The following is a 17,755-nucleotide window of genomic DNA, read 5'->3' as shown; positions in this document are numbered from 1 at the left end:
CGGGGGCGATTTGTATCGGACTGTACAAACGCGCTGGTCAGACGCATTGCGATACAAGGTGGGCGCCCTGCGTCACACGCAGCGGTGCAAAATGACGCCTACCTTCCATCTTCCATCGCGCCGAGGACACCATGGACGCCCACGTCGACCACATCCTGATCGTCGATGATGACCGCGAGATCCGCGAACTGGTTTCGACCTATCTCACCAAGAATGGCCTGCGTGTGACGGCATCGCCCGATGGGCGGCACATGCGTGCGTTCCTGGAGGCCAACACCGTCGACCTGATCGTGCTCGACCTGATGCTGCCCGGCGACGACGGTCTGGTGCTATGCCGCGAGCTGCGCGCCGGCAAGCACAAGGCCACGCCCGTGCTGATGCTCACCGCGCGCGACGATGAGACTGATCGCATCATCGGCTTGGAAATGGGCGCCGACGATTACCTCGCCAAGCCGTTTGCGGCACGCGAGCTGCTCGCCCGCATCAAGGCCGTGCTGCGCCGCACGCGCATGTTGCCGCCCAATCTACAGATCTCCGAAGCGGGGCAGATGCTGGCCTTTGGCGACTGGCAGCTCGACACCACCGCGCGGCACCTGGTCGATGCTGAAGGCACGATCGTCGCCCTGAGCGGGGCGGAATACCGGCTGCTACGCGTGTTTGTCGACCACCCCATGCGCGTGTTCAATCGAGACCAACTGCTCAACCTCACGCAAGGGCGCGAGGCCGAGATGTTCGAGCGCTCAGTCGACCTGCTGGTCAGCCGTCTGCGCCAGCGCCTGAATGACGATGCGCGCGATCCGGCCTACATCAAGACCGTACGGAGCGAAGGCTATGTCTTTTCCAAGCCCGTGGAGATCAAGGAGGCGCGCCAGTGAGTGCCCCGATGAACGCCAGTAAGTGGGCTTGGCCGCGCACGCTGGGCTCGCGCCTGTTCGTGATTTTGCTGGCGGGGCTGGTGGTGGCGTATGCGCTGTCGTTTGCCGTGCTGTTTTCCGAGCGCTACATGAGCGCGCGCGAGGTGATGCTGGGCACGCTGGAAACCGATGTGTCCACGGCCATCGCCATCCTCGACCGCCTGCCCGCGCACGAACGCCCGCAGTGGCTGCCGCGCCTGAACCGTGGCAACTACCAGTACATCCTGGGGCCGGGTTCGCCCGGCGTGCCGGAGATGACGCAGCGTGGCAAGGACATCGCCGCCCGCGTCACCGAGGCCAGCGGCGGGCGCTTTCCCGTGACGGTCGAGTCGATTCCCGGCGACGGCAAGCAACTGCAGGCGCACCTGACGCTGAGCGATGGCAGCACGCTCACCATCGACGTGCATCCGCGCATGACACCCATCGCGCAGTGGCTGCCGTATGTGCTGGTGGTGCAGCTGCTGCTGCTGATCGTGTGCTGCTGGTTTGCGGTGCGATTGTCGATCCGCCCGCTGGTGGCGCTGGCGGATGCCGCCGATGCGCTCAACCCCAACGCGCAGACGTCGCCGCTGGACGAAACCGGCCCCACCGAACTGGCACGCGCCGCGCACGCGTTCAACGCCATGCGCCAGCGCATTGCCCGTTTTGTGGAAGAGCGCGTGCAGATCCTGGCGGCCATCTCGCATGATCTGCAAACGCCCATCACTCGCATGAAGCTGCGCGCCGAGTTGGCCGAAGACTCCGAAGAAAAACGCAAGCTGGTGAGCGATCTGGCCGAGATCGAAACGCTGGTGCGTGAGGGTTTGGCCTACGCGCGCACCGCCCACGGCGACGGTGAAAAGCCATCACGCATCGACGTCGGCGCGTTTGTCGAAAGCCTGGCGTACGACTACCAGGACACCGGCAAGCCGGTCACGCTGGAGCAGAACGCCACCGGTGCCATCGTCACGCGCCCGCACGCGCTGCGCCGCGTACTGACCAACCTGACCGATAACGCCATCAAGTTTGGCGGCGCAGCCGAACTGTGCGTGCGCCGCGATGGCGACGCCGTGGTGATCGAGGTGCGCGACCGCGGCCCTGGCATTCCGGAAGACAAGCTCGACGCGGTGTTGCAGCCGTTTGTGCGGCTGGAGAATTCGCGCAGTCGCGAGACAGGCGGCACCGGGCTGGGGCTGGCGATTGCGCAGCAGTTGGCGGCCGCCGCGGGCGGTGCGCTCAAGCTGCGCAACCGCGAGGGCGGCGGCCTGGTGGCAGAAGTCCGGCTTGGATAAACCGACATGTGTCAGTGCCCGGTAGGACGCTGTCCAGGGATGGCCCCAGTCCTTGAAACTTGAAAACGGGTCCGTCAGGGCCTTTTTTATTGTTGCGACTGTTGAGAATGTGTTGATCCGTATGGGGCTGGGCTTCCGGTCGTCCTATGGTTCGCCTTCAGCCAAACTGACGACAAGGACATTCCTGATGAAAAAGACGCTACTTACCGCCATTGCTCCGTTGACTCTGCTGGCCGCGCCGTCGGCCTTTGCCGATAGCGTTGACTGCGCCACCAAGGTCCGCGCCATTGAGGCGCAGATCACCGAAGCCCAGCAGTACGGCAACGCCAACCGCGTGGCAGGCCTGCGGACCGCGTTGGCCAAGGCCAAAACCAACTGCAGCAACGCCGGTCTGGTCGACCAAGCCGAGCGCAAGGTGCGCGAAGCCCAAGAGGACGTCGACAAGGCACAGGCGGACGTGCGCGCAGCCCAAGACAAGCTGCGCGACGCCCGCTACGACGGCAACACCAAGAAGATCCGCAAGGCTGAGCGCAACCTGTCCGACAAACAACGCAAGCTGCGCGAAAAGACGGAAGACCTGCGCACCGCCGAAGCGGATCGGGCGGCAGTGAAGGGGTAAGCGTTGCGGCGTCCACTACACTGGCGGGCACGCTTTTCTGCTCCCCATTGAGTGCCCCCAGACCTGCCGCTTCGCGCCAGGCCCCCCGAGTTTTCTTGAGAGGTCGAGACATGGCGGTCGCACCGTTCTTCGCGCAGACGTACGATGAAGCGCGCAGCAAATTCCTGGCGGCTGCAGAGGCCCGTGGATTGCACATCGAGCGTCGTCTGCACCCGAATGCCGTCGGCCCCGCCGGCGAGCCGCTCTCAATCGACACGGCGCTGTTCTCGCCACCGCGGGCTGAGGCGCTGTTGATCGTCACCTCCGGCGTGCATGGTGTGGAGGGGTTCTGTGGGTCGGGCTGCCAAGTTGGCCTGCTGCACGATGATGCGCTCTTCACAGCGCTGGCATCGGCCAGGCTGGCATTGCTGCTGGTGCATGCCGTCAACCCCTATGGGTTCGCCCATCTGCGCCGCGTGAATGAAGACAACGTGGACCTGAACCGCAACCACGTCGACTTTGCCGAGGCCGCATCCGCCAACCCCGCTTACCTCGACGTCGATCCGCTGTTGCTGCCGCAGACCTGGCCGCCCAGCCAGGCAGATCAGGCCGCGTTGCAGCACTACCTGGCCACGCGCGGCGAGAGAGCCCTGCAAGACGCTGCAACGATGGGCCAGTACCGCGTGGCGGATGGCATGTTCTACGGCGGTACGCAGGCCTGCTGGAGCACGCGGCAACTACGCGAGACTCTGTCCCATCATGCCGTTGGATTCCGCCGCCTGGTGTGGATCGATCTGCATACCGGGCTCGGCCACTACGGCCACGGCGAGAAGATCTTCAACAGCCCCGATCCTGCCGAACTGGAGCGCGCTGTGCGTACCTGGGGTGCCGATGTTCGGCCCATTTCGGCGCCGGGCTCTGTCTCTTCGGTGGTGAAAGGCGAGTTGACGGGCTTGCTCTACACGCAGTTTCCCGGCGTTGAGAAAACGTGCATTACGCTGGAGTTCGGCACGCTGGCTCCGATGGCCGTACTGCAGGCGCTGCGTGCCGACCACTGGCTATATCGACACCCCGAACGCGGCGCCACGCAGGCGGCGGGCATCCGCCAGGCGTTGCGCGATGCGTTCTATTGCGATGCGCCCGAGTGGAAGGGCATGGTGTTCGCACAGATGCGCATGGCGGTGCTGCAGGTAGCGGCGCGATTCTCCGGCTAGTCCTACGCGCGCTTGGGCGCCCGCACCGTCAGCGCACAGCCGGCCGACGCGGCGATGATGGCCACGATCGCCACCCACTGCCGCCCCGTCAGTTGCTCATGCAGCACGATCGCCCCGGCCAGCGCGCCGATGGCGGGCTCCAGACTCAGCAGCACGGAAAACGTCTTGCCCGGCAGGTGCTTGAGCGCCACCATTTCCAGCGAATACGGAATGGCACTCGATAGCACGCCAATACCCAGCCCCGCCAGCATCAGCGACGGCGACAACAGCGCCGAGCCCGCCTGCGCCACGCCAAACGGCAGCGCAAACAGCGCTCCCACCGTCATCCCGAGCGATGTGGCTTGGCCCGCGTGCAGGCCACCGAGGTTCTTGCCCGTCAGGATATACAGTGCCCAGCACACGCCGGCCGCCAACGCGTAAGCCGCGCCCAAGTGGTCGACCTTGCCGACGGATTGATCCGCCACCGTCAGCATCAGCAAGCCCACCACCGCCAGCCCGATCCACACAAAGTCGAGCGCCCGACGCGACAGCACCACCGCCAACACCAGCGGCCCGGTGAACTCAATGGCGATGGCAATGCCGATCGGCAGCCGCTGGATCGACAGATAGAACAGCAGGTTCATGGTCGCCAGCGTGATGCCGTACAGCGCGATGCGACCTGCATCTGCGCGGCGCAGGTGCAGGCGCCACGGCCGCCAGAACGCCAGCAGGATCACCGCGCCGATGGTGACGCGGTATGTCACCGTGCCGGCTGCGCCCAGCGCGGGAAACAGCGTTTTCGCAAACGAATTGCCGAGGCACACGGAAGCCATCGAGCCCATCAACGCAAGAATGGGCATCCACGGTGACGACGAGGACGAAGCAGGGGAGGAGGAAGCAGCGGAAGGCATGGGTGATGGCGAGGGGCGCCCGGGCAGCAGCGCAACGCCACAGCATAGCCGAGCACCGCCGGACGCGCCTTGCGGTCCGTTGTTTGGCGGTGCGGGCTATTTCGGGGGAACTACAGGGCGGCGGCGCTGGGGCGGATCACGTCGATCAGCAGCACGCGCTGACCTTCGCGTTCACCATCGGGGCGTGGGGTCACACCGCGCTGCGGGCGCGGGGCGGCCAGTGGTGCCGGGTCTTCGGCGCTCATGCCGAATACCGCCAGCTTGGACGCCGCAATGCGCTGCAGCGTGCCGCGCACGCCGGGCACGTCCAGGTCTTCGGGGTCGAAGCCGGTGGTGGCCGTCCAGTCGTCGCGGGCAATGTCCTGCAGGCCGTTGGCCATTTCGAACTGCAGCGAGGCGCCAAAGCCCTTCTGCAGCGAATGCGTGCCGAGCAGGTATTCCGCCGTCAGAAAGCCGCGCAACCGTGTCCAGAACGCCAGCGAGCTGATGTTGCCGCTCTTGAGCGCATGGCTGGGCGCAACTTCCCAGCTATGGTCGAGCAGCTTGTTGATGAGGCGGCCCCAGGTCGGCACGTCGGTGCCGGCGGAGCAGTCCTCGCCGGGGCCTTCCGGGCGGGCGAGCTGGCGCAGCAAGCCCGTGAACGAGCCCGAACTCGGGCGCGTGCCACCGGCCTGCGGGCCCGAGGGCCAGCGCCATTGCAGCGGCGAGGGTGGCCGGGCGCCAGGCCACTGTGCGTACTGCTGCAGACCCATGCACGGCGTCAGATAGCGCCATTGACGCTGGTCCGGGCCGATGCGGCGCAGCGGCTCCAGATCGGTCAACAGTTCAAACTTGCCAAGGAAGGTGGCATTGCGCGACTTGATCGGCGAGCGGGCGTACACGTTGAAGTCTGGCCAGCCCTCGTACAGATTCACCTGCGGCAGTGCGTGATGCTTGTCCAGTGCATCATCCGGTTGGTCGATGCGGCGGGCGGTGAGGAACAGCGCGCGGCAATCCAGCGTCGGGACTGCGCCACGCAGGCGCAGCAGTACGAGCAGGTCGCCGAACTCCGCGGGGCGCGCTTCGGCGCGGGCGGGGTAGGCGTGCGGCTGCTCGTCGGGCCAGAAGGTGGTCAGGCGCAGGGCCGAGCCAGGAAACGCGCTGCGCAGTCCTTGCCGGAGCAAGCGCAGCCCGTCGGCGTGGCGCAGGATGCGCAGGACGGACAGATCGTCGTGCAGGGCGGCGTCGGGGTGCGGGGCGCGGCCACCGTGTTCAGCAGCCAGCGCAAAGCGCCACAGCGCGGTGTCGCTCGCCACATCCTGGGCGGCAAGCTGCGCCGCGCTGGGGGCGGTTGCGGAGCGGGCACCGGACATCGGCTCACGGGCGCTGCCGCGGGGGGCTCCGGGGTGGTCTCCCGTCGCGGCTTCGGCGCGGATGGTCGACCCGGCTATCGCGCCCAAAAGGCCCTTGTATGGCGGCCGGTTGCGCTCGGGCATGGTTATTCCAACGTTTGTTTGTATTGATTCCTCTGGCGCGCAGCATAGCACCATGCCGCATGCCCGAGAATGCGCCGACGCCCCTACCCTCGTTGGGATGCGGCGGCACACCCGGGCCATGCGGAATGCGGTTTCCCACAAAATCGGGGGCTTCCCAAGAAGTAACGGCGGCGAGGCGCGTGTTCTTGAGTTGCGCAGGGGCCTGGGCAAAAAAGAAGGCGCCGGCTTGCACCGGCGCCCCAAGAGACGGCACCCGCTCACAAGGAAAGGGTGCCGCCGCGCGTTGGAAGCTGCGTTATCGGCGGGCGGTCATTGCTCGCGGATCCACGTCTGCGTGCGGCCCAGCAGGCTGATCCCCAGGAAGCCGCGTACGTTGAGCTTCTGGCCATCTTCCGACAGCGACATCTTGGCGCTGTAGACCTTGCCGTTTTCAGGGTCCAGGATCTGGCCGCCATCCCAGTTGTTGTTGCCGTTCGGCTTCAGGCCCGTGAGGATGGTCAGCCCTTTGATGGGCTGGTCCTTGCGATCGTCCGTGCACTTGGTGCAGGTCTTGTTCTCGTCGCCGGGCACCAGGATCTTGCTGACCTTGCCAGTGAACACGCCGCCGTTATCGACGATGACGACTTCGCCCTTTTGCTTGCCGGTGTTGTCGTCGATCGTCTTCCAGGTGCCGGCCGGGGTGGCCTGCGCGAAGGCACTGCCGGTGACCAGTGCAAAGGCCATGGCGCCAGCCAGGCGCACGAGAGAGAGGTGAGTCGGTTTCATTGTGTGGTCTCCTTGTCAGAGTAGAAATTAGAAATAGAAAGAGGGGTAGGGCAGGCCGGCGCAGGCCTCGCGGGTCAATGGGTGCCGAGCGCGCCGGTCACGGTGGACAGCGGATTGCTGCCCGAGCCACCCGTGGTGTTTGTGACACCGCCGAGCGCATTCGTAATGGGGGCGAGCGGATTGCTGCTGCCGCCGGCTCCACTCAACGCGCCGGTGACGGGGGCAAGCGGATTGCTGCCGCCACCGAGGCCACCACCCAGTGCACCCGTGATCGGCGCAAGCGGATTGGTCGAGCCGCCACTGCCGCCATTCACCAAGCCACCGGCGCTGGCCACCGTGGCGCCCACGGCGCCGACCACGCCGCCCACGTCACGCGTGAGTGGGTTGCCACCGGCAGCGCCCACTTGTGCGCCACCGGACTGAAGTCCGCCGCCCACGGTGTTCAACGCCCCGGCCAGCGGGCCGCCGAGCATGGTTGCGGCGCCCGCCTGTTGCGTACCTTGAGCGACCTGCGATGACAGCGGCACGATCGCGTTGCTCGTCTGTTGCGTGATCTGCTGCACGGGGCCGCTCGACGTGCCGATGGTCACGAGCCCGCCCGCACCCTGCAGCACCTGGCCGAGCGCCGAGACACCGCTGCCCACCGGCGACGTCACCGGGTTCAGTGGTGCGAGCGGGCTGCCGGCCGCGCCGAGGTCCGACACAGTCTGCCCGGCGCTGCCCACCGTCACGCCAGCCGAGCGCACCACATCGCCCGAGCTCTGCACCGTGGTGCCGACCGGATCCGGCGTCGAGCCGATCTTGCCGAGCCCGCTGCTGATGCCATTGCCGAGCACCTGCACGGTGTTGCCCGCCGACGTCACGGTCGTGCCCAGATCCTTCTGCGCCGCCGTACCGCCGATGATGGGCACCGATGCCGTGCCGATCGTCGTGCCGAGGTCGCTGACTGTCTTGCCGGTCTGTGTGACGACGTTGCCGCCGTTGCTCGCCACGTTGCCGACCGGCACCGCGCCCGGATCGTTGTTGGCGGTCGACGCGGGTGTGTCACCGTTTGGATTGCCACCCGACGCGCAACCGGCCAGCGTCAGCACGGCGAGTGCGGTTGCGGCCAGCAGCGCGCGCGGCGAAACAGAAACGGAAGAAGCATGGAGCGGGGTTTGAGTCTTCATGGTGTGTCTCCTTGTTAGCGCGGCCCGTACCGCGTAAAACCGCCGGGTGTCAGAAGAACGCGCATCTGGCGTCCAGCGGGTAGCATCCGCGTGCGTTTGCCGTCGAATGCAAAGAAAGTTCTGTGGTGCGTCAGTGATGCGTCGTCGCTGTCACACCCGACAGCACGCCGCCTACCAACCCACCCACGGTGGAGCCGATGCTGCCCAGCCCACCCGATGGCGTGCTCGCACCACCGGTGCTCCCCAGCGTGCCGACGCCGGGAATCCCCGCCGTCAACGTGCCCACCGCCGATGTCACAGGCGCCAGCGCGCCGCCAAGGGCGCCAGTCAACGCGCCGCCCGGTGTGCTGGTTCCCGCCGACGGCGCCGTGGGTGACACCAGCGTCGACAGCCCACTCGTCAGCGTGCCGACAGTGCTGACCGTGTTGCCCAGCGTCGACACCAGTGCGTTGCCACCACCCGCCGACGTGATCGTGCGGCCCTCACTGCCGAGCGCACTGCCCAGCGTCGTCAATGCCGTGCTGACTGGTGCGCCGAGACCGGTCGCTGTGGCCAGCGTCTGCGTCGCGGAAGTCAGCGTGGAAGTGAGCGGCACGATGGCCGTGATGGAGGTGGTCGTCACCTGCTCAACCGGGCCCGTCAACGTGGCAACCGGCGTGCTGCCAGTCGAACCGTTGCTGCCCGACGATGTGTCGCTGCCGGTGCTCGACCACGTCGGTGAACTCGATGCCGTGATCGACGGCTTGGATTGCGAATCGCTACCGCCGCCAAGCGATGTACCCATGTCGCCGCTGCCGGAATTCGCGCACCCTGCCAGTACGGCAAGCGATGCCGCCGACAGTGCACACTGCAAAAACATCCGTCGCCTCGGCGGGTTTGATTTCAACAAGAACGCCAGATCGCGCATCTTGTGCCTCCACTGCTCAGAACGCTTGTGTTGGACCCCTTCTGTCTTGCGCTCTTTGTTCGTCGGGTGGGTCATCGCCGTGCCGCTGGCGTAGCGAAGGCCTCCCTGTCTTGTCACGGACCACGCGCAGGCCCGTGCCACACCGCCCGATCGATGCCGTGCTGATGTGGTGAGCGGATCGTGAAGTGAAACCGAATGACGTGGCAATCAGCGGCAACCTGACACGCCAATATGCGCTCGCAGCATTTCGTCAGATCGATTCTCTCTAGAGCGAGGTAGTGAGCCAACCTTCAGAGTTCTGGAGTGCAGCAAAAATGGCCTGCGAAGGACCGTAGAACAATCCTTCTATCGTCGCAAAACCACCTCGTTTCAAACGCGGTGGCACGAACTTTTCAGTCGTTGCTGAACAGGGTTTTCCCGCAATGTGCGAGGTGCCATTGCACACGCGCATCACCATGACGACGCAACTGCGTGCGCGAGATTTCCACCCACGTCGGCGACGCGCACATCAACACGCATCGCGATGGTCGCGTGACATGTCGCATTGCCATCGGCCTGCAGTCGGTCGATCGATCCATCTCGACATGCATTCGCATTTCGTTGATCACTCCTCCGATGCGCGGCACGCGACTTGCGGCTCGTCTTGTGCATGTCGACGGCCATGTCGAGCATCGCAACCGCATGCATTCGCTCCACGCGCATCGCACGCGAATGACATGCGCATCGGCAGCGTGTTGCTGGTGTCGATCGACACACGCAACACGTCGATGCACGCGCGTGCAACGCGTTGATTGCGTGCGAGCGGGTGAAAAATTCGCGCGCGTTGTCGCATCCACGCATCGTTTTTTTCGACACGCATCGCGTTGCTCACGCGTCAGCGCGCACGACGATGCGTTGCTCGCGCGCCGTGCATCCACGCGTTCATGATCGCCACGCGTGTCACAACGTGTGTTGCTGTAAACCGGCATGAACACTGGGTTTGCGGGAGGCGTGTGTCTGCGCAGAGCAACGCGTTGACGTGATGTTACGACGCAAGAAAATGCGCATTCACGAAGGTGATCACCGTGCATGCGCGATCCAAATCGTGTCGATGCACAGAGGCAACGCAATCCTTCACCAAAACTCACCGCGCTTTTTGCATAAATCTCTTAACATCACCGCGCAAACGAATTATGATTCGCCTTGACAAGACGTTGACTTCGATGCAAGGGCGCTTCGCGCGATCAACGACGATGCAGTTCCAAGCGACAAGTGAAAGGTAGTCGAGGAGCGTAACCACTTTGATGCACGCCACGCCGACAGGGCTGTTTGAACTCGGTGCCGTCTCTGCGATCCCCCCGTCGGGATGGGCGTACTACCCCCAAAAGAAAACGCGCGCTCTCCAGATTTCCGCTGTCCGCAAAGGCACGCTGCAAGCGGCTTTGCAACCTACACAGCGATTCGCGCAAGATCAGATTTCGACCGGTGTGGCCACGATGCCCCGGTCCTCTCAATTGATGAAGACTCGCCGGATGCGGTTCGTTCGGCCGGCTGCGGTTGCGCGTGTCTGCGCAGCCGAGGCGTGCAACTTGCTGCGTGTGTCTGCCGCGCGAGTTGCGGGTCTTCCTACCGAATTCATTAGCGTGCGACTGCCGTTGGGTGGCGCGCCGATGAATCGCTCGCTCGGTTGGTCTGGCGATGCCAATGCATCGTGGGATCGGGCCGGTCGGGTTGCTCAATCTCGATAGTTCGATACCCAATCTCGAAGGAGTTTCCCATGGCAACTGCTGCTAAGAAGAAACCGGCCGCCAAGGCCCCGGCCAAGAAGGCCGCTGCAAAGAAGGCTCCGGCCGCTAAGAAGGTCGCTGCAAAGAAGGCAGCTCCGGCCGCCAAGAAGGCACCGGCCAAGAAGGTCGCTGCGAAGAAGGTTGCAGCTAAGAAGGTCGTTGCCAAGAAGGCACCGGCAGCCAAGAAGGCCGCAGTGAAGAAGGTTGCCGCCAAGAAGGCACCGGCAGCCAAGAAGGCCGCAGTGAAGAAGGTTGCTGCCAAGAAGGCACCGGCAGCCAAGAAGGCCGCAGTGAAGAAGGTTGCTGCCAAGAAGGCACCGGCAGCTAAGAAGGCTGCAGTGAAGAAGGTTGCCGCCAAGAAGGCACCGGCTGCCAAGAAGGCTGCTGCTAAGCCGGCTGCCAAGAAGGCGCCTGCTGCGAAGAAGGCACCGGCTGCGAAGAAGGCTGCTGCCAAGCCTGCTGCGAAGAAGGCTCCGGCGAAGAAGGCTGTCGCCAAGCCCGCTGCTGCTCCGGCCGCTGCACCTGCTGCTGCACCCGCTGCCAAGACCGCGCTGAACCCGGCTGCTGCATGGCCGTTCCCGACTGGCAACCGTCCGTAAGTCATTCTTGCGACGGTGATCCTCCGGGACCACAGCGGCGCACGCGTTGCGCCCACCTGACCGGATACCGCGTATCCGGTCCGCAAGACCTCAGCGTCTTGCACCGCCCGCCGATCGGCTCACGCCCCGGCGGGCTTTTTCTTGGCTGCGCGATTACTCGTGCGCTTGTCCGTGCGACTTGTGCGGGCAAAAAAAACCGCACCGGCGCGATGCCGATGCGGTGTACTTGTGGCGCTAGACCGATCGTCTAGCCGCGATCAGTGCGTCACGCGCGTCACGCCGCCGGACGACAGCAGGCGCACACGTTCGCCTGGGCGGAAAGCCTCGTCGGCGTCTTGCGTGATGGCGCGGTATTCGCCGTTGTCCAGCTTGACGGTGATCTCCAGGCCGGGGCGCTTGTTCGCCTGACCTTCGATCGCGCTACCGGCGATGCCGCCGACGATGGCGCCCAGCACGCCCGCTGCCACCGAGCCGTTGCCGCGCCCGATGGCCGCTGCCGAACCGATGCCGCCGATGGCGCCACCGGCGATGGTGCCGACGCCGGTCTGCTCACGGTCGATCACGACGTTGCGCACGGAGTCGACCGTGCCGAAGCGCACCGTCTGCTCGCGCTGAGCCTGGCCCGACGTGTAAGCGCTGTTGGAGTTGGTGCCCATGGCGCAGCCTTGCAGGCCGAGCGCGGCGACCAGCAGGGTCGCGGCACCGATGCGATAGATGGGTTTCATGTGCGTTCCTTATTGATACCGGTACCCGAAAGCGGATTCAAAGCGCCGGGCAATCTCGTCCACGGGCAGGCCGTAGTTCTGCGGGCCCTGGCAAGCGATTTTAAGCGAGCCCATCAGGCTGGCAAGCCGGCCGGTGGTTTCCCAGTCCAGACCGTTTTCGATGCCGTAGAGCAGACCGCCGCGGAAGGCGTCGCCGCAACCGGTCGGGTCGACCACACGCTCGGCGGGCACGACAGGAATCTTATATTGCTGGCCGCCGGCGTGAATCTCCGCCCCTTCTTCCCCGCGCGTGACGATGAAAGCTTCGACGCGCTGCGCAAGCTCTGTCGCACTGTAGCCCGTGCGTGACAGCATGACCTGCGCTTCGTAGTCATTGACCACCACGTAGCTGGCGAGTTCAACGAAGCGGCGCAGGTCGTCGCCGTCAAACAGCGGCATCGCCTGGCCCAGGTCGAAGATGAACGGCACGCCCGATTCGGCAAATTGTGTGGCGTGATGCAGCATGCCGTCGCGGCTGTCGGGGCCGACCAGGCCCAGCTTGGCCGGCAGTGCATTCTTGACCGAATTGACGCTTGACTGGCTCATCGCGCCTGGGTGGAACGCGGTGATCTGGTTGTTGTCGCGGTCGGTCGTGATCATGGCTTGCGCCGTGAACGTGTCGGGAATCTCCGTGATGTGCTGCGTGGAGATGCCGAGCCCCTTCAGGTATGCGATGTACGGCCCAGCGTCTTGCCCGACGGTGCCCATGATGATGGGCTCGCCGCCCAGCAGCTTGAGCGAGTACGCAATGTTGCCTGCGCAGCCGCCGAACTCCCGGCGCATGCTCGGCACCAGGAAGGAGACGTTCAGGATATGAATCTTGTCGGGCAGGATGTGTTCGCGGAAGTGTCCGTCGAACGTCATGATGGTGTCGTAGGCAACCGAGCCGCAGATCACGCTGGCCATATTGAGGCGCTCCAGATATGACGCGGCCGCCCCAGTGGACGGCCGTGTGGTGAATGAGAGACCCGGACTATCTCACGGGCGGGTCTCGGTGCAGCTTACTTCAGCGCGGCCAGGGCAGCGTCGTAGTTCGGCTCTTCCTTGATCTCGGGCACGAGCTGGGAATACAACACGTTGTCGTTGCCGTCGAGCACGACCACGGCACGCGCGGTCACGCCGGCCAGCGGGCCGCTGGTGATGTTGACGCCGTAGGCTTGCTTGAAGCCCTTGTCACGGAAGGTCGACAGCGGCACGACATTCTCGATGCCTTCGGTGGTGCAGAAGCGGCCGGCAGCGAACGGCAGGTCGGCAGAGATGGAGAACACGACCGTGTTTTCCAGCTTGGCGGCGGCTTCGTTGAACTTGCGCGTGGAGGTGGCGCACACCGGGGTGTCCAGGCTCGGCACGATGTTCAGGACCTTGCGCTTGCCGGCAAAGTCAGCCAGCGAGACGTCCTTTAGGTCCTTGCCGACCAGCGTGAATGCCGGGGCCTTTGCGCCGGCGCTCGGGAATTGGCCGCCGACTTCGATCGGGTTGCCGCCAAGGGTCACGTTTGCCATGGTGTGCTGCTCCTTCGTTTTGATACGTGTTGGGGTGAGTTGGGAGTCCACTCAGGGGTAGAAAATCAGGACCCGATAGTTGGCCGTCGGGCGCTGGGACTGGAATCGTACCCGAATCGGCAGCTCGCCGCGGGCAGGGAGACCGGACTTGCTGTAAGCACGGTCGCTCGGGTTCAGATAGTCGGCCGGCAGCAGGGCTCTGCGCGACAGCAGTTGGTCCTGCAGGTCGGTGGTAATGAGTTCGATGGCGGGCAGCGCGACGGGGTTGCCGGCACGGTTGCGCAGCGTGGCGGTCAGCACGTACTGGTCGGACGTGTCGCCTTCCTGGCGTTGCAGTTGCGACGATTCGATCTGCAGCGCGTCGAGGTCACGCGGTGGGGCGAGCTGGCAATGCAACGGCTGGCAGAGCGATTCCCACAGCGGGCGGGTGGCCGGCACGCGGCGAGCGATTTCCGCACGGCCGAGAAACGCCACCTGTGCGACCGCTGTGATGATCAGCAAGCCGATCGCGACGCGTGCGAGGGCGCGGCGTCCGCTGGACTTGCGGACCTGCTCGCGCGCTTGCGCTGCACGCAGGAAATCCAGCGTGGCCGCAGAGACACCGTGATTCGGCCCGCGCGCCTTGCGTGGACGCGGTGCGCCGGTCAGCGTGCGCTGCGGCGTCGGGCCGGTGCCCTCAGCGTATTCATCGTGCGTGCGGCGGACCTGGTTGCCATGGCGGCGCGGCACCGGCGCAAACTGCGTGTGCGGATCGGGCTCGTGGCGCATCCACACCGAGTCGAGCTTTTCGTTCTCGGACTTGCGTGTTGCCGCGGGCGCGGGTGCCGGCACGATCGCGGGTTCGGTCGGCAAATCCGCCGACGGCTGCTTGGGGACGGCTCCCGCGAACGTCTCTTCGTCGTCGTCGAGTTCGCGGATGGGCGGTAAGCCGTGGAACGGGTCGGCGGGCGGCGCGGGCGGTTCCGCTGCGGCAGGTGCGACCGGCTCAGGCGCGGGTGCGGGTGCCTCGGGTTCTTCGGGTTCTTCGGGTTCTTCGGGTGCGGCTTCGGGCAGCGGGCGCGTATCGGGTGCCGTCGGCTGCGTGTCGGGGATGGGCGTCGCGCCTTCCACTTCGCCCAGGTGAACCTCGGCGACGCCGTCTTCGGCGATGTTCTCTTCCCAGATCAGCGTCATGCCGAAGCCGTGGTCGTCTTCAGCGGCGGGCTCTGCTGCGGGCGGTTCCGTTTGTGGGGCGGGGGATTCGGCCTGCTGTGGCTGGGGCGACGCGGGTGCGGGTGTGCTTGAGGCCGGCGTGTGCGGTGCCGGTGCAGCGGGCGCGGTTTCGGCGGGCGCTGGTGTGGCGCCAAGCTCGATCAGATGCGCGCGGCCATCGAAGACATGGTTGCAGCGCCCGCAACGGACGAGTCCGCCGCGCAGCCGAAGCTGGTCGGCAACAACGCGAAATGCGGTTTGACAGTTGGGACAGCGGGCGGCCAAACGTGGCGCAGCTTGTGGCGCAGTTGCCATGCGAGACGAGGAGAAGAAAGCCGACCGCGCGAGTATTGCAGACAGTGACGCCAGCGTCGACCTTTGCAGGTGACGCTGGCACGCAATCTCGCGAAATTACGCGGGCTTCACACCGTGCAGGCAGACCCAGCCGTCACGTGCACGCCACACCGTGAGCGGAATGGCCGATGCATAGGCGGCGGCAACTTCCTCCGCCTGGCGCTCCAGCACGCCCGACAGAATTAGCCGGCCGCCCGGGCGCACGCGTGCGCACAGCATGGCCGACATCAGCTTGAGCGGGTTCGACAGGATGTTGGCGACGACCAGATCGAACGTACCTTCCGGCGCATCGTCGGGCAGGGCGAAGGTGGCTTCAACATGGTTGCGCTCGGCGTTGTAGCGCGACGCTTCCACGGCGTTCGGGTCGATATCGACGCCGACGGTTTCACCGGCACCGAGCTTCTTGGCGACGATGGCCAGGATGCCTGAGCCGCAGCCGTAGTCGAGCGTACGTTCGCCGGGCTGAACGTGCTGCTCCAGCCATTCCATGCACAGGCGCGTGGTCGGGTGGCTGCCGGTGCCGAAGGCGAGGCCGGGGTCCAGCTCCAGCACCACGGCGTCGGGTTCAGGCGCATCGTGCCACGAGGGCACGACCCAGATGTGCTCGCCGATGTGGATCGGCTCGAACTGCGATTGCGTCACGCGCACCCAGTCCTGCTCTTCGACTTCGCGCACGGTGTACGCAGGGATGGGCGAGAGCTTGATCTCGTTGGCTGCGGCTGCCACCAGCAGTGCCGGATCGGCATCGTCGGCCAGCAGCGCGACCACGCGCGAACGGTTCCACGCCAGGCGGGTCGGCTCGTGGCCGGGCTCGCCGAAGAGCGGTTGTTCTTCCGGCGTGTCGGCATCGGCGTCTTCCACCGAAACCGACAGTGCGCCGAGATCAAACAGTGCCTCGGACAACGCTTCCGCGTCGTCGCGAGACACCTCAAGTACGCATTCGCGGTACGTCACTTGCCGCCACCCTTGGCCACTTCCTGTTGCGCCAGACGGTGCTCCAGGTAGTGGATGTCGGTGCCGCCTTCGACGAAGTTGGCGTCGAGCATCAGATCGCGGTGCAGCGGCACGTTGGTCGAGATGCCTTCCACCACCATTTCCGACAGGGCGATGCGCATGCGGGCAATCGCCTGCTCACGCGTGGCGCCGTACGTGATGACCTTGCCGATCATCGAGTCGTAGTTGGGCGGCACGAAGTAGCCGTTGTAGGCGTGCGAATCGACACGGACGCCCGGGCCGCCCGGCACGTGCCACGACGTGATGCGGCCCGGCGACGGCGTGAACTTGAACGGATCTTCCGCGTTGATGCGGCACTCGATGGCGTGGCCCTTGAGCGTGATGTCCTTCTGGCGGAAGCGCAGCTTTTCGCCGGCCGCCACGCGGATCTGCTCTTGCACGATGTCGACACCGGTGATCATTTCCGTGACCGGGTGTTCGACCTGCACGCGCGTGTTCATTTCGATGAAATAGAACTCGCCGTTCTCGTACAGGAACTCGAACGTGCCGGCGCCACGGTAGCCGATCTTCTTGCAGGCGTCGGCGCAGCGGTCACCAATGCGCTCGATCAAGCGGCGTGCGATGTGCGGTGCCGGCGCTTCCTCGATCACCTTCTGGTGACGGCGCTGCATGGAGCAATCGCGCTCGCCAAGCCAGATGGCATTGCGGTGTTGGTCGGCGAGGATCTGGATCTCCACGTGACGCGGATGCTCCAGGAACTTCTCCATGTAGACCTCGGGGTTGCCGAAGGCACGGCCGGCTTCTTCGCGCGTCATGTTGACGGCGTTGATCAGCGCAGCCTCGGTGTGCACCACGCGCATGCCGCGGCCACCACCACCACCGGCGGCCTTGATGATGACCGGATAGCCGACCTTCTTGGCCGTTGCCAGGATTTCCTTCGGATCATCGGGCAGGGCGCCATCCGAGCCCGGCACACACGGCACGCCGGACTTGATCATGGCCTGCTTGGCCGACACCTTGTCGCCCATCAGGCGAATCGATTCGGGCGTCGGGCCGATGAAGGTGAAGCCGGATTGCTCCACGCGCTCGGCAAAGTCGGCGTTTTCCGACAGGAAGCCGTAGCCGGGGTGGATCGCTTGGGCGTCGGTCACTTCAGCCGCCGAGATGATGGCCGGCATGTTCAGGTACGACAGCGGCGACGGTGCCGGGCCGATACACACGGCTTCGTCGGCCAGCTTGACGTATTTGGCTTCCTTGTCCGCCTCGGAATAGACCACCACGGTCTTGATGCCGAGTTCGCGGCAGGCGCGCTGGATGCGAAGCGCGATCTCGCCGCGGTTCGCAATCAGGATCTTGTCGAACATCGTGTTCTCGCTACAAAAAGGGGAGGCGAGGGCGCTGTGGCTAGGCCGTTCTCAACGG

At 65.3% G+C, this 17,755-nt stretch carries 16 protein-coding genes; 5 read left to right on the top strand and 11 right to left on the bottom strand.

Annotation, left to right across the window (positions count from 1 at the left end):
* Positions 1-131: 131 nt before the first annotated feature.
* The 4 genes from ACS7SF_RS06300 (at position 132) to ACS7SF_RS06285 (ending at position 3,997) form a co-directional block, all read left to right on the top strand.
* Entirely contained in the window at positions 132-875 is a 744-nt protein-coding gene (locus ACS7SF_RS06300; RefSeq protein WP_439892191.1) for a response regulator, read from the top strand.
* An 8-nt stretch (positions 876-883) separates the two neighbouring features.
* Positions 884-2,185 (top strand): sensor histidine kinase, encoded by a 1,302-nt coding sequence (locus tag ACS7SF_RS06295; RefSeq protein ID WP_439892190.1) that lies wholly within the window; start codon positions 884-886, stop codon positions 2,183-2,185.
* A gap of 187 nt (positions 2,186-2,372) precedes the next feature.
* Positions 2,373-2,804: a DUF1090 domain-containing protein gene (locus tag ACS7SF_RS06290; protein WP_439892189.1), complete on the top strand. Its 432-nt coding sequence runs from the start codon at positions 2,373-2,375 to the stop codon at positions 2,802-2,804.
* A 110-nt stretch (positions 2,805-2,914) separates the two neighbouring features.
* Positions 2,915-3,997: a M14 family metallopeptidase gene (locus ACS7SF_RS06285; protein ID WP_439892188.1), complete on the top strand. Its 1,083-nt coding sequence runs from the start codon at positions 2,915-2,917 to the stop codon at positions 3,995-3,997.
* A 2-nt stretch (positions 3,998-3,999) separates the two neighbouring features.
* Here ACS7SF_RS06285 and ACS7SF_RS06280 read toward each other — a convergent pair whose 3' ends face one another.
* From ACS7SF_RS06280 to ACS7SF_RS06260, 5 genes are all read right to left on the bottom strand, one after another.
* Positions 4,000-4,887, bottom strand: coding sequence for an EamA family transporter (locus ACS7SF_RS06280; protein WP_439892187.1), 888 nt, complete (start codon positions 4,885-4,887; stop codon positions 4,000-4,002).
* A 110-nt stretch (positions 4,888-4,997) separates the two neighbouring features.
* Positions 4,998-6,362 carry a peroxidase gene (locus ACS7SF_RS06275; RefSeq protein WP_439892186.1) on the bottom strand — a complete coding sequence of 455 codons (1,365 nt, stop codon included), beginning with the start codon at positions 6,360-6,362 and terminating at the stop codon, positions 4,998-5,000.
* 309 nt (positions 6,363-6,671) lie between these two features.
* Positions 6,672-7,127: a DUF2147 domain-containing protein gene (locus tag ACS7SF_RS06270; RefSeq protein ID WP_439892185.1), complete on the bottom strand. Its 456-nt coding sequence runs from the start codon at positions 7,125-7,127 to the stop codon at positions 6,672-6,674.
* A 74-nt stretch (positions 7,128-7,201) separates the two neighbouring features.
* Positions 7,202-8,296: a collagen-like triple helix repeat-containing protein gene (locus tag ACS7SF_RS06265; protein WP_439892184.1), complete on the bottom strand. Its 1,095-nt coding sequence runs from the start codon at positions 8,294-8,296 to the stop codon at positions 7,202-7,204.
* Between the two features lie 130 nt (positions 8,297-8,426).
* On the bottom strand, positions 8,427-9,203 hold the full coding sequence (locus ACS7SF_RS06260) for a collagen-like triple helix repeat-containing protein (RefSeq protein WP_439892183.1): 777 nt from the start codon (positions 9,201-9,203) through the stop codon (positions 8,427-8,429).
* 1,756 nt (positions 9,204-10,959) lie between these two features.
* On the opposite strand from ACS7SF_RS06260, the gene ACS7SF_RS06255 reads away from it, so the two are divergent.
* A complete protein-coding gene (locus ACS7SF_RS06255; protein ID WP_439892182.1) occupies positions 10,960-11,568 on the top strand; it encodes a histone H1-like DNA-binding protein in 609 nt (202 codons plus the stop codon).
* A gap of 257 nt (positions 11,569-11,825) precedes the next feature.
* Here the strand turns inward: ACS7SF_RS06255 and ACS7SF_RS06250 are convergent, their stop codons facing one another.
* From ACS7SF_RS06250 to accC, 6 genes are all read right to left on the bottom strand, one after another.
* The gene (locus ACS7SF_RS06250) at positions 11,826-12,293 is read right to left on the bottom strand and encodes a hypothetical protein (RefSeq protein WP_439892181.1); all 468 of its coding nucleotides are present in this window, start codon (positions 12,291-12,293) and stop codon (positions 11,826-11,828) included.
* Positions 12,294-12,302: 9 nt separating this feature from the next.
* Positions 12,303-13,238, bottom strand: coding sequence for a carbohydrate kinase family protein (locus ACS7SF_RS06245; protein ID WP_439892180.1), 936 nt, complete (start codon positions 13,236-13,238; stop codon positions 12,303-12,305).
* A gap of 95 nt (positions 13,239-13,333) precedes the next feature.
* Complete coding sequence (tpx, locus tag ACS7SF_RS06240; protein ID WP_439892179.1) at positions 13,334-13,834, bottom strand: thiol peroxidase; 501 nt, start codon at positions 13,832-13,834, stop codon at positions 13,334-13,336.
* A 51-nt stretch (positions 13,835-13,885) separates the two neighbouring features.
* Complete coding sequence (locus tag ACS7SF_RS06235; protein ID WP_439892178.1) at positions 13,886-15,340, bottom strand: DUF3426 domain-containing protein; 1,455 nt, start codon at positions 15,338-15,340, stop codon at positions 13,886-13,888.
* A 96-nt stretch (positions 15,341-15,436) separates the two neighbouring features.
* Positions 15,437-16,333 (bottom strand): 50S ribosomal protein L11 methyltransferase, encoded by an 897-nt coding sequence (prmA, locus tag ACS7SF_RS06230; RefSeq protein ID WP_439892177.1) that lies wholly within the window; start codon positions 16,331-16,333, stop codon positions 15,437-15,439.
* Complete coding sequence (gene accC / locus ACS7SF_RS06225; protein ID WP_439892176.1) at positions 16,330-17,697, bottom strand: acetyl-CoA carboxylase biotin carboxylase subunit; 1,368 nt, start codon at positions 17,695-17,697, stop codon at positions 16,330-16,332. The genes prmA and accC overlap by 4 nt, the downstream gene beginning before the upstream one ends.
* Positions 17,698-17,755 lie beyond the last annotated feature (58 nt).

Origin of the sequence: Ralstonia sp. 25C, assembly GCF_051904805.1 — a bacterium.
Lineage (GTDB): Bacteria > Pseudomonadota > Gammaproteobacteria > Burkholderiales > Burkholderiaceae > Ralstonia.
The sequence above is the reverse complement of the archived record's forward strand: the minus strand, read 5'-3'. Positions and strand labels throughout refer to the sequence as shown.